We start from the raw sequence: 12,305 nt of genomic DNA, 5'->3' as shown, positions 1-12,305 counted from the left end.
TCTTTAAGAGGAGACACATATGATAACCATAGTTTAAAAGAGACCGAGGTGAAAACATTGACGAAAGTAACGGTCATTATGACGAGCTACAACAAAGCGGCCTACGTTGGCAGATCAATTGAAGCGGTGTTGCAGCAGACCTTGTCAGACCTTGAACTTTTTATCATGGATGATGGATCAAACGAACAAACCCTTGCTGCTATTGAGCCTTTCCGTAAAGATCCACGCGTCCATTTTATCCAAAGCGGGGTGAAAACGCTGGAGGAAAGAACGGCGAAAACACGCTATGCCGTCCTCATTAATCAAGCATTAGAACAGGCAAAGGGCGAGTATATTTCCTATGCCACAGATGACAATGTCTATGCACCAGACCGTTTAGAGAAGCTCACGAAATATTTAGATGCTCGTCCGAATGAAGAAATTGTCTATTCTAGTTCAAAAGTTATCTATTTAAATAGCGAAAAAGAGCCAGTAAAGGAAACGATTCGACCTGCGCAAACGGTGCAGTGGAATGCACCTTGTGCCATTGATCACTGCTCGGTTGTACATCGTGCATCCATTTTAACAAAGATTCGTGCTGAGTTTGGATCCTACTGGGACGAGAGTCCGCATTTTTATCGAATAGGAGATGCCCGGTTCTTTTTTAGATTAAATCACTTTTATCCGTTCTACCCTTTTGATGAGGTATTGGATACAAACTACATCACAGAACAGTCTATTCATTATCAGTTGGCAGAGGAAGAGAAAAACGATTTTATTCAAGCACTTCCTCCGCAGTCTACCTGCAGGGAGCTCCGCCATATATTAAAACAAAGACATGGGAGGTGACCTTAAGTGTCGCATTATATTCATCATTATTGGCAAGTGTACTTTGAGTATGTGAATCTGATGAAAGACTTATCCTATCGCCACATACCCCTTGGGTTAATCAGTAATTTTTATCAATACATCAGTCCTGAAGTGAGGGAACGTATGGAAGATGAGGCGTTTGGTGAAGAGCTGACAACGACTTGTCCAAAGCCGCAAGACATTCAGCCCTTTTTTGATCAGCATAAACAGCAGATCAAGCGTACCCCTTATCGTCCGAGTCATGGAAAGGTGCTGCTTCACTTTGAACACCTGCGTTTTACTGAACAAAATTACACGCGGTTCCATCCGAACCAAACAGTGGTGCTCGCGCGCTGGAAGAAGGCTGATTATTTCGGATTACCAGTGATTAGTAAGCCTGAATTAACCGGAGAGGTTAATAAAGAAGCCCATGTTGAATATATTGAAAAAGCAAATGCTCTATTGAAACCTTACGCCCACCATCCTGTCTTTGGCAATGTCTTTTTTAGAGAAAAGCTTCGGAAGGACCTTGTGCACTTTATTGATGTGATTGACCAAATAGAAACGCTATTTGAGATGCAGCCCATCACAGCTGTTGTTGTTGGTACGACGGAGGATGCTTATAGCCGTGTGCTCGCCTTACAAACCGTGAAGCGCCATCTCACAAGTATTTGTCTTCAGCACGGTGCGCTCATGGGAGACGAAGCCTTTTTGCCGATTTTCACCACCTGCCACGGGGTGTTTGGAAAATATGAAAAGGACTGGTATGTAGATAAAGGCTGTCAGCCTGAGCAGGTGGAGATCACAGGTCACCCGAGATTTGATTTGGTGCAGGAGCGAACACCGCTTCAACAGGAAATGGTCTTTCGTAAATTAAACTTCAACCCTGCCAAAAAGACTGTACTTGTGGCAACACAGCCGTTTTCAGAAGCCTTTTACGGTGATGTTCTTAAAACAATTGCAAAACGGAAAGATATTCAGCTGATTATGAAGCCGCACCCGTGGGAAATCGCTCGAAATCGATTAAATGACTACACAGCGATTGAACGTGCGGGGAACCATGTGAGATTAATTAAAAAAGAGATCGACTTGTATGACCTCCTGCCGTATATGGATATGGTCATTACGCTCACATCAACAGTTGGTCTGGAAGCAATGCTCTTTAAAAAGAGTGTACTGATTGGAAAAATGACAGAAGGCAGAAGATACCCTTATTACGAGTCGCTTGGCAGCTGCCACATGGAAAACCCTATTGAGCTGGCCGAGAAAGCGATCCGTATTTTATCGGATGAACAAGAAATGAAGCTGGCGAAACAGCAAGGGGCTCGTTTCATTCAAGAACATTATCCACATGCACAATCGACCGATGTTCTGCTTTCTCTGCTCAAAACAAAAACAGGCGTGGATTTTCAGAGATGAAGATAGGGGTGTGCAAGCGATATGGGACAAAAGAGAGCACAATTTCTTCCTTATGCACTGCCTTTTATTGAACAGGAAGAAATTGATGAAGTCATTGGAACATTAAAGTCCGGCTGGTTGTCCACCGGACCAAAAGTGAGACAGTTTGAAGAAGAGTTTAGGCAGCTGACTGGAGCGAAGCACGCGATAGCAGTTAATTCATGTACAGCTGCTCTATTTTTAGCGTTAAAGGCGAGAGGTATTGGAGCTGGTGATGAGGTCATCACAACGCCTCTGACGTTTTGCGCAACAGCCAATACGATCATCCATACGGGGGCAGCCCCTATTTTCGCGGATATTGATCCTGCGACACTCAATCTAGATGCGAAAAAATTAGAAGCGGCCATTACACCACATACGAAAGCGGTTGTCCCTGTACATTTTGCTGGTCAATCGTGTGATATGGACCAAATTTTAGCGATAGCCAAAAAATATGATTTGTTCGTGCTGGAGGATGCCGCTCATGCCCTTTATACGACCTATCATGATCAACCGATTGGATCAATTGGTGATGCGACCGCTTTTAGCTTCTATGCAACGAAAAACATAGCGACTGGTGAAGGCGGCATGCTGACGACAAATGATGATGCCCTTGCGGCTAGAATCAGAATGCTGGCGCTTCACGGGATGAGTAAGGGAGCGTGGAATCGTTATGGAGAAAAGGGAACATGGTATTACGAGGTCGAGGAACCGGGCTATAAAATGAACATGTTTGACGTGCAGGCATCGTTAGGGCTCGTTCAGCTAAGCCGGTTGAAGGAGATGCAGACACGCAGAGAACAGATTGCGAAGACATACAATCAGGCATTTCAACATGAAGCTGGTCTCATCTTGCCGCCTGTACATGATGAGGGAAGACATGCGTGGCATTTATATGTGCTGCAAGTTGATCCAAAAGAAGCACTGATCACACGCGATGACATGATTGATCAGCTGCAAAAGGAATATAAAATCGGCACGAGTGTTCATTTTATTCCCGTTCACTTGCATCCATATTATCAAGAGACCTACAACCATTCACCAGAGGATTTCCCTGAGGCACTCACTTATTACAAACGAACGCTTTCGCTCCCGCTCTATCCAAGTATGACAGATGAAGATGTGCAGGATGTCATCACCGCAGTCGTGTCAATTTTAAAAGACAAGAAGGCCTCTTCATGAAAGTCGTTCATGCAATAGACGATCAGGTGCTGGCAGCTTGGCTGAAAACATATGATCATGAAGCGGAACGCATGGCAGGATTCAAGCAGTTTGCTCTTGTCAGCGGTGCTAAGCTCAAAGCAGTGCTGCTATACGAATGGTCCAAATGGGAGAGCGGCATTTTTGACAAGCATATTTTTCATGTGAAGTTTGTGGAAGCTGAATCAGCGCTGCTCTTTAAAGAATTGATGGAGAGATTCATCAATTGGATGAGAACAGAAAAATGTGATTTTTTCTTTTTACGTCTTGAGGCGGCTGATCTTGAAAAAAACCGCATTGTTCAAAAACTATCACATGTGTATTATGTCGGTGGTCTGACTAGGCTTGAGGCACCGCCTGCCCTCATGGAGATGCCATTATCAGATCAAGATGTGGTGATGGGTGTGCCAGATAAGAAGGATTACGATGAGGCGGTCTTACTAGGTGATCAGGCTTTTGTGAAAAGCCGTTATGCCCTTGACCCATATTTAGACCAGCGTGTTGTTCAGCATTTTTATCAGGAGTGGATGAGAAACAACCTACTCGGACGCGCAGATATCAACCTCGTTGCCAAGGTAAATGATGAAGTGGTTGGCTTGATTCAAGGTATGACAAAGGGGCATGAGATGGGGCTTGAGCTTTTTGCGATCAGACCGGATGTTCAAGGGAAAGGGATCGGAAAAAAGCTGTTTATTGAGATGATGAAAGTGTCTCATCACAGAGGGCATCACTTCATTTCTGCGGGGACACAGCTTCATAATACGACAGCCATCCAGCTGTACGAAAAGATGGGGTTTAGAACAACAAATGCCTTTTTGTATTACCATGTGTGGCCGAAAAAAGGAGAGAGGTAAGATGGCGCATTTCTATATCGGAGATCGCAAAGTGGGAGATGATGCGCCTGTCTTTATCATTGCAGAGGCAGGCATTAACCATGATGGAAAGCTGGATCAGGCACTTGCATTAATTGATGTGGCAAAAGAAGCAGGGGCTGATGCGGTGAAATTTCAAATGTTTCAAGCGGATCGGATGTATCAAAAGGAACCGGGGTTATACGAAACGGCCAAAGGAGAAGAAGTGTCTATTTTTTCTTTAGTGGAACAAATGGAGCTTCCGCCAGAATGGCTGCCTGTCTTATTGACACGTTGTAAGGAAAAAGGACTGATGTTTTTAAGCACCGTGTGTGACGAAGAATCGGCTGATTTATTGAATCAAACGAATCCGCCTGCTTTTAAACTGGCATCCTATGAAATCAACCATTTGCCTCTTTTGCGTCATACGGCTTCTTTTCAAAAGCCGATCATTTTTTCAACAGCTGGAGCCACCATTGCAGATGTTCATGAAGCATACGAAACGATTACGAGCCAGCAAAATAAGCAAGTCGCTATCATGCATTGTGTGGCAAAGTATCCAGCGCCTAGAGCATATACGAACCTGCGGGTGATTCAAACCTTAAGATCTGCTTTCCCTGAAGCAGTCATTGGCTTCTCAGATCATAGTGAACACCCGACGGAAGCGCCAGTAGCCGCTGTGAAGCTCGGGGCAGCAATGATTGAAAAACATTTTACAATAGATAAAACATTACCCGGAGCGGATCATTCATTTGCTCTTAATCCTGAAGAATTAAAGGAAATGGTTCAGCACATTCGAGCAGCAGAAAAGCAGCGGAATCAAGCAGAAATAGACGTTCATTCATTACCAGAGGAGCTTCTTGGCAGTTCTTATAAAACGACAACAGCCATTGAAGGACAGATTCGAGAATTTGCGTATCGAGGAATTTTTACGACAAAAGGCATTGCAAAGGGTGAGACCCTCACGTCAGAAAATGTAGCCGTGCTGCGCCCCGGACAAAAAAATCAGGGATTGCATCCGCGATATATGCCAATTTTACTTGGCACAAAGGCTGTGAGAGACATCCCAGCTCATACAGGCGTTTCGTGGAAAGACGTACTCACACAGGAGTCTCATGATGATGCATGATGTGCTTTTTGTCATTCAGGCTAGGATGGGGTCAACAAGACTGCCCAAAAAAGTGATGAAACCGATCGGCGGCATGGCGCTGATTGATTTGATTGTGGAGCGGGTGAAGCAATCAGATGATTACCATCACAACATGCAAAACCTTATGATTGCCACAACGGTCGAGCCAGAGGATGACTATTTGGCTCAATATTGTATGTCAAAGGGCTATAAGGTGTTTAGAGGCAGTGAGGCAGATGTGCTTGAGCGGTTTGCGCAGATTGTCCGCCAATTTGAACCTAAAACGGTCGTACGTTTAACGGGAGACAATCCATTTATAGATCCTTCGCTTTTGTCGAAAATGCTTGAAAAACATAGACAGGAAAAGGCTGATTACACATATACGAACGGAACACCACTCGGTATTTCCGGGGAAATGATTGAAGCATCTATTTTATGTGAAATCGACAAATTTCCCCTCACTTATTCAGAACGTGAGCATGTCACGCTGTATATCAGAAAGCATCCCGAGCAATTTTCCCTTCAATTATTCACACCGCCCAAAGAACTTGCATATCCTGCTTATCGATTCACGATTGATACAGAAGAAGATTATGTGTTTGCTACCCGTTTACTAGAGAAAGCTGGTGGTTCTATTGCTGTGCCGACAGCTGAGCTCATTTCCATCTGTGAACAACATCCAGACATTGTTCGTTTGAATCAATCTGTGAGACAGAAGGATGCTGAATGAACAAAAAAATCATGATTGTTGTTTATGGTGGTTTTTTAAGAGGAATGGGTCATGTCGTCAGAATGAAACGTTTGGCAAAAGAACTGCTTCAAGAAGGGAACGACCTATATTTCTATACAAATGATCAGATTTGTGTAGAAATGCTTTCGCACCCAGAGTGGTACGTTCACATGGTGCATGAGTCGAATGCGCTTCTCCAGGTCCAACAAGACATCAAAAAGCTAAAGCCTGACCTTTTAGTCATAGATGTGCTTGATTGTGATCTTCAGTTTCTTCAAACGATCAAAGACTCCTGTGGCAGTGCGAGGCTTGTCTTATTTGAGGAAAAAAGAGAGGAAGCCTGTCAGCTTGCAGACACGGTCATAAACGGCATTTATGGCGGTCTGGACGGGAAGCACGAGCAGCTTAATGGCACGGCTTATTATCATGGAACGCCCTATTTATTGTTAGATCACGAGTTTAAACGATTCAAAGACACATATGAGGTTCGGAAAGAATGTAAAAAGGTGGTCATCAGTCTTGGCGGTAGTGATCCGTGCGGCCTGTTATCAAAGGCTGTATCGGCGCTTCTTCAAACAAATCACCTAGACATTTTAGCGGTCGCAGGAAAAGCCTCTCACATCAAAGAGCAAGTAGAGGCGGAACATATCCAATTCATTCAACATACAGATCAACTACCGGTTCTTTTATCAGAAGCTGATGTGGCTATCGTAGCAGGCGGTATGACGTTATATGAGGTAATTTGTATCGGGGTGCCCAGCATTGTCCTATCGCAAGTAGACCACCAAGCAGTGACAGCGAGCATGTTTGCGCAAAAGGGCGCTTGTTTTCACCTTGGATTAGGTGACCTTGTGGAAGAAAAAGACCTGTTGCAAGCTGTTCAAAAACTGTCTGACAGCTATTTTCTCCGCAGAAGCATTCATCTTAATGGACGTTCACTCATTGATGGAAAAGGAATCGAACGAGTGAAAAACATTCTTATACACCTCATGAATTCACACCAAAAAGAACATAAGGATGTGTAGATGTGAAGGGAGTTATTTTAGCAGGAGGAAAGGGATCACGGCTGGCACCATTAACGAAGATTTTCAACAAACACTTGCTGCCGGTTGGTCCATACCCGATGATTTATTGGTCATTATTCAAACTGAAAGAAGCAGGAATTGTAGATGTGATGCTGATTTCACAGGAAGAACAAATTCCGTTGTTTCAAAAGTTACTGGAAGATGATCGTGAACTTGGGATGAACATTGTGTATCAAGTACAGCCAGAAGCGTCTGGTATTTCCGATGGTTTATCCTATGCAAAGTCCTTTGCTCAAGGGGAAAAATTTGTGCTGATGCTTGGTGATAATGTATTTGAAGATTCTTTACGCCCTTTTGTCGACGCCTTTAGGCAACAAGAAAGCGGAGCCAAGGTTTTATTGAAAGAGGTGGCAGATCCAAAACGGTTTGGCATTGCAGAAATTGATCCTGCTCATCACCGAATTTTATCAATTGAAGAAAAGCCAGAGCATCCGACGTCATCTTACTGCGTCACGGGCATCTATTTTTATGATCAAGACGTCTTTCAATATATCGAGGAAATCTCGCCGTCAGATCGAGGTGAACTAGAGATTACTGATGTGAATAATCTCTACATCTCAAATAGCCAGCTGACCTATGATATGTTAAAAGGGTGGTGGATTGATGCAGGAACTCATGAATCTCTCCACGAAGCATCAACAAAAATGTTTGAAACGATGAAGGAAAAAGAGGGATACGAATGACGAAGTCTTATTTAATTACAGGTGGAGCAGGGTTTATTGGACTGAATTTTGTGAAGCTGCTGCTTCAAGAATCCGATGTCCGGCTGACCATATTTGATAAATTAACATATGCCAGTCATCCAGAGGAGATGGAATATTTATCAAAGCTGCCTCATGTCCGTTTTGTCCAAGGAGATATCACGCTGCAAGACGAACTAGATCAAGTATTTGATGAAGCCTATGATGCCATCATTCATTTCGCAGCAGAATCACATGTCGATCGCAGTATTGAGTCAGCAGAACCTTTTATCCAAACAAATGTCCTTGGTACCTATCGTATGCTTGAAGCGGTCTTAAAGGGAAAGGCGAATAAACTCATTCATATTTCCACAGATGAAGTATATGGAGATTTGGAGCCGGATGATCCTGCTTTCACAGAACAAACACCACTCTCACCGAATAATCCTTATTCAGCAAGCAAGGCAAGTTCAGACCTGCTTGTGAAATCTTATATCCACACCCACCAAATACCTGCCATGATCACAAGATGCAGCAACAACTACGGACCTTATCAGCATGAAGAAAAATTAATCCCAACCATTATTAGAAAAGCGGTCAATGGTGAAAAGATTCCGATTTACGGAGACGGCCAGCAGATTCGCGATTGGCTCTATGTAGAGGATCATGCGAGAGCCGTAAAACAAGTAGTAGAAAACGGAACAGCCGGTCAGGTGTACAATATTGGCGGAGGCAACGAGAAAACAAATCTTGATTTAACTAAAACCATTCTCACACATCTAGGCATCTCTCATGACCAAATCGAGTTTATTCAAGACCGGAAAGGGCATGACAGGCGGTATGCCATTGATGCCAGTAAGCTAAAAGAAGAGCTCGGCTGGATGCAGGCAACTTCATTCGAAAAAGGTATCGAAAAAACGATTGATTGGTACCGTGCCAAATATGATCAAAGTGAAGAAGGGTGACCGATGAAAGTTTTAATCACCGGTGCAGGCGGCCAATTAGGGAAAGAATTGACGAAACAGCTGAAAGAAAAAGACATCACCGTCATTGCTTTAACAAGGAGTATGCTGAATATCACAGATCAACAGGCAGTCAGACATGCAATGAGACATTTCCGTCCGGATATTGTTGTCAGTGCGGCTGCTTATACGTCTGTCGATCAATGCGAAACAGAAACGGAAAAAGCCTATCTTGTGAATGGGATTGGCGCCTACTATACAGCGCTTGAAGCTAAAAACGTAGGGGCAGATGTGTTACATGTCAGCACAGATTATGTATTTGATGGGCAAGCGGATACCCCTTATCAAATCGACGCACAAGCAGATCCACAAACCATTTATGGAAAGAGTAAAAAACTTGGAGAAGAATTGATTCATCTTGTATCAGATGAAGTGAAGATCATTCGGACATCGTGGCTTTATGGACATGAGGGACATAATTTTGTGAATACCATTCTTCGGCTGGCTGAAACGAAGGATCATTTGCGCATCGTCAATGATCAGTTAGGGTCTCCTACTTATACAAAGGATGCCGCAGAAGCTTTGATTCACTTGTTTGACCAGAAAGCAGGTATTTATCATGTCAGTAACCGAGCAAGCTGTTCATGGTTTGACTTTGCGACAGAAATTGTGGCAGCAAGCGGTCTGTCTACGACAATTGAACCCATTTCCACTGAAGAGTATGGTTTCCAAACACCTCGGCCCGCCTACTCTGTTTTAGATCTTCAAGCGATTGAAGCGACAGGCTGGAAGCCAAGACATTGGAAGGATGCACTTCACGAATACTTGCAGAAAGAAGGGAGATTCGAGCAGCATGATTGATGGTGTACAAACGAAAAAACTCATGAAACATTGTGATGATCGCGGCTTTTTCGCAGAGCTTATTCGAGATGACGAACCGATGCTGAAGCGCTTTGGGCAGGCGTCGTGGTCGAAAAGTTTCCCAGGAGTCATCAAAGCCTTTCATTATCATGAAAAACAAGACGATGTTTGGTTTTTCCCAGCAGGTCATGCACAGGTCGTTTTATACGATTTGAGAGAAGATTCTCCGACAAAGGATCAAACCGATGTGTATTATATGGGAGAAGATAATCCGATGCTGCTCCTCATCCCAAAGGGAGTTGCCCATGGCTACCGCGTATTAGGGGAGACGCCGCTGCAGATTGTGTATTTTACAACAGAATCGTACGACCCAAAAAACCCAGATGAGAAGAGAATTGCGTGGAATGATGAGGCGATCGGATTTAATTGGGAAACGACATTTAAATAGAGAAGAGAGGCCTTTCGCAGGAGAAAGGTCTTTTTTTGTTGAAATACATTCTGTATGTGTCATTTTATGTATATTGATGAAAAGGGATGTGGATGAGTTTGTCTAAAAGAATTGCATTTGTAACAGGGGCAAGTACAGGCATTGGAAAGGCAATCGCAATAAAACTTGCCGCTCAGAGCGATATGAAGGTGATCATCAACTCTAGAAATATGGCCTCACTTGAACAGACGAAACAGCACATTCAAGATATGACAGAAACAAAGGAACCGCTGTCTCTATTCTGTGGAGATATGTCGGTTGAAGCGGTGAGGTCGGAAGCCTTTGAGAAAATAGAAAAGGAGTTTGGCAGACTCGATGTGCTGATCAATAACATTCCAGGAGGAAAGCCAGATACATTTGATTCATGTGAAACTGACCAGATGCTGGCTGCTTTCTCCCAAAAAGCCATCGCCTACGTCGATACAATGAAGCGTGCAGCCGCATTGATGAAAAGACATGAATATGGACGGATCATTCAAATTGTCGGGAACCTGTGGAAGGAACCTGGTGAACAAATGTTTACGAATAGTATGATGAATGCAGCGATTATTAATGCCAGTAAAAATGCAGCCACACAGCTTGCGTCGTCTAGTATTACGGTAAATTGTTTAAATCCAGGTTTTATTGCAACCGATCGGTATGAACAATTTATCGGCAATATGATGACGAAGCAGGGAGTGTCACGAGAGCAGGCTGTACAAGCTGTCGCATCAGGTATCCCAATGCAAAGAGTGGGCTCAGCGAGTGAGATGGCGTCATTGGCAGCTTTTATGGCATCAGAGGAAGCTTCTTATATCACAGGTCAACAAATCTCCGTAGACGGTGGAACGATGAAAAGTATATAAACTGAAAAAAACCCGCTATAGGCGGGTTTTTTGATGAAATCGAATGGGGAGGATGGACAGGCGATCGATAAAGAGAGCAAGCTCCTCAATCGGGGCAACCATGGAAATGCGTACATGACGGCTTCCATTGGCTCCAAATACTCCTCCAGGCGTGACGACAACATCGGCATGTTCGAGTAAATAGTCAGCAAAGGCATGAGAATGTTCAAAGTCATCAGGAATCGGAGCCCATAAATAAAAGGCGCCGGGTGGACGTTCGATTGTCCAACCAAGCTTTCTCGCCGCTTGCCGGATGAAGAAATTGATTCGTTCAAGGTATATCGCCCTTAATGATTGAATATGACGGTCATCACTTTGCAAGGCAGCAGTCGCAGCGTGTTGAAATCCGCCATACATACTAACAAACACGTGGTCTTGGAAGGTGTTGATGGCTTGGATGATCTCCTCATTTCCAACAGCAAAAGCGACTCTCCATCCTGCCATATTAAATGTCTTTGATAGAGAATATAATTCGACTCCTACACTTTTCCCGAGAGGAGTATTCATGAAGCTCACGGGTGTTTGTTCATAATGAAATGAACCATAGGCGAAATCATGAATAACATACAGCCCGTGAGCGGCCGCAAAGGCAGCAGCCTCTTCAAAGAATGCCTCATTTGCAACAGCACCCGTGGGGTTATTCGGATAATTCAAGAACAGTACTTTTGCTTTTTTGACTATGTCAGGATCAATTGAGGAGAGATCTGGTAAATAGCCATTTTTCTCTTCAAGTTTGATACTGTATGGCTTGGCGTCCGCCATCAAAATGCCTGAATGATATTCAGGGTATCCTGGATCGGGAACGAGTGCGATATCTCCTGGATCAAGCAGACACTGACTCATGACATACAGCCCCGTTTTTCCGCCAGTGAAAAGAGCAATTTCCTTCTGCGGATCAATCTCAGCACCGAATTCCGATCTATAAAAATCTGCAATGGCTTGTTTGAAAAAGTCAAAGCCTCTAAAAGGGGCATATTGTTGAAATGGCAAAACACCCGCTGACTCCTGTAGGGCACTCACGATATGGGGAGGAGTTGGTAGATCAGGGTTTCCCTGACCTAGATTCATGATGTTTGCTCCGTTTTTTGTCTTTTGAGCTATTTTTTCAAAGACGGTGCCGAATTTCTGTTCAGGCAGCCGTTCAATCATTTTAGATGCTAACATTTTCACC

General features: G+C 43.8%; 13 protein-coding genes. 12 read left to right on the top strand and 1 reads right to left on the bottom strand.

The window, feature by feature from the left end; translation table 11 throughout:
• Positions 1-57: 57 nt before the first annotated feature.
• From FBF75_RS08560 to FBF75_RS08505, 12 genes are all read left to right on the top strand, one after another.
• On the top strand, positions 58-828 hold the full coding sequence (locus tag FBF75_RS08560) for a glycosyltransferase family 2 protein (protein WP_050827643.1): 771 nt from the start codon (positions 58-60) through the stop codon (positions 826-828).
• Positions 829-834: 6 nt separating this feature from the next.
• Entirely contained in the window at positions 835-2,247 is a 1,413-nt protein-coding gene (locus tag FBF75_RS08555) for a capsular polysaccharide export protein, LipB/KpsS family (protein WP_136944628.1), read from the top strand.
• A gap of 21 nt (positions 2,248-2,268) precedes the next feature.
• On the top strand, positions 2,269-3,447 hold the full coding sequence (locus FBF75_RS08550) for a DegT/DnrJ/EryC1/StrS family aminotransferase (protein ID WP_136944627.1): 1,179 nt from the start codon (positions 2,269-2,271) through the stop codon (positions 3,445-3,447).
• The gene (locus FBF75_RS08545) at positions 3,444-4,319 is read left to right on the top strand and encodes a GNAT family N-acetyltransferase (protein ID WP_136944626.1); all 876 of its coding nucleotides are present in this window, start codon (positions 3,444-3,446) and stop codon (positions 4,317-4,319) included. Before FBF75_RS08550 ends, FBF75_RS08545 begins: the two co-directional genes overlap by 4 nt.
• A 1-nt stretch (position 4,320) precedes the next feature.
• The gene (locus FBF75_RS08540; protein WP_136944625.1) at positions 4,321-5,445 is read left to right on the top strand and encodes an N-acetylneuraminate synthase family protein; all 1,125 of its coding nucleotides are present in this window, start codon (positions 4,321-4,323) and stop codon (positions 5,443-5,445) included.
• Complete coding sequence (locus FBF75_RS08535) at positions 5,435-6,175, top strand: cytidylyltransferase domain-containing protein (RefSeq protein WP_017360114.1); 741 nt, start codon at positions 5,435-5,437, stop codon at positions 6,173-6,175. Before FBF75_RS08540 ends, FBF75_RS08535 begins: the two co-directional genes overlap by 11 nt.
• Positions 6,172-7,200 carry a glycosyltransferase gene (locus FBF75_RS08530; protein WP_035389861.1) on the top strand — a complete coding sequence of 343 codons (1,029 nt, stop codon included), beginning with the start codon at positions 6,172-6,174 and terminating at the stop codon, positions 7,198-7,200. The genes FBF75_RS08535 and FBF75_RS08530 overlap by 4 nt, the downstream gene beginning before the upstream one ends.
• Before the next feature lie 2 nt (positions 7,201-7,202).
• The gene (locus FBF75_RS08525) at positions 7,203-7,943 is read left to right on the top strand and encodes a sugar phosphate nucleotidyltransferase (RefSeq protein ID WP_017360113.1); all 741 of its coding nucleotides are present in this window, start codon (positions 7,203-7,205) and stop codon (positions 7,941-7,943) included.
• The gene (rfbB, locus tag FBF75_RS08520; protein ID WP_136944624.1) at positions 7,940-8,905 is read left to right on the top strand and encodes a dTDP-glucose 4,6-dehydratase; all 966 of its coding nucleotides are present in this window, start codon (positions 7,940-7,942) and stop codon (positions 8,903-8,905) included. Before FBF75_RS08525 ends, rfbB begins: the two co-directional genes overlap by 4 nt.
• Positions 8,906-8,908: 3 nt before the next feature.
• A complete protein-coding gene (gene rfbD, locus FBF75_RS08515) occupies positions 8,909-9,763 on the top strand; it encodes a dTDP-4-dehydrorhamnose reductase (protein WP_017360111.1) in 855 nt (284 codons plus the stop codon).
• Entirely contained in the window at positions 9,756-10,211 is a 456-nt protein-coding gene (locus FBF75_RS08510; RefSeq protein WP_035702434.1) for a dTDP-4-dehydrorhamnose 3,5-epimerase family protein, read from the top strand. The genes rfbD and FBF75_RS08510 overlap by 8 nt, the downstream gene beginning before the upstream one ends.
• A 92-nt stretch (positions 10,212-10,303) precedes the next feature.
• Positions 10,304-11,095, top strand: a complete 792-nt coding sequence (locus FBF75_RS08505) for an SDR family oxidoreductase (RefSeq protein ID WP_276606733.1) — start codon at positions 10,304-10,306, stop codon at positions 11,093-11,095.
• Positions 11,096-11,110: 15 nt separating this feature from the next.
• Here the strand turns inward: FBF75_RS08505 and FBF75_RS08500 are convergent, their stop codons facing one another.
• On the bottom strand, positions 11,111-12,304 hold the full coding sequence (locus FBF75_RS08500) for an aminotransferase class I/II-fold pyridoxal phosphate-dependent enzyme (protein WP_169476082.1): 1,194 nt from the start codon (positions 12,302-12,304) through the stop codon (positions 11,111-11,113).
• Between the last annotated feature and the right edge of the window lies 1 nt (position 12,305).

It is taken from the genome of Bacillus sp. S2(2019), assembly GCF_005144805.1.
Lineage (GTDB): Bacteria > Bacillota > Bacilli > Bacillales > Bacillaceae > Bacillus > Bacillus altitudinis.
Note: the sequence above shows the minus strand (reverse complement) of the source record. Positions and strands in the feature narration are given on the sequence as shown.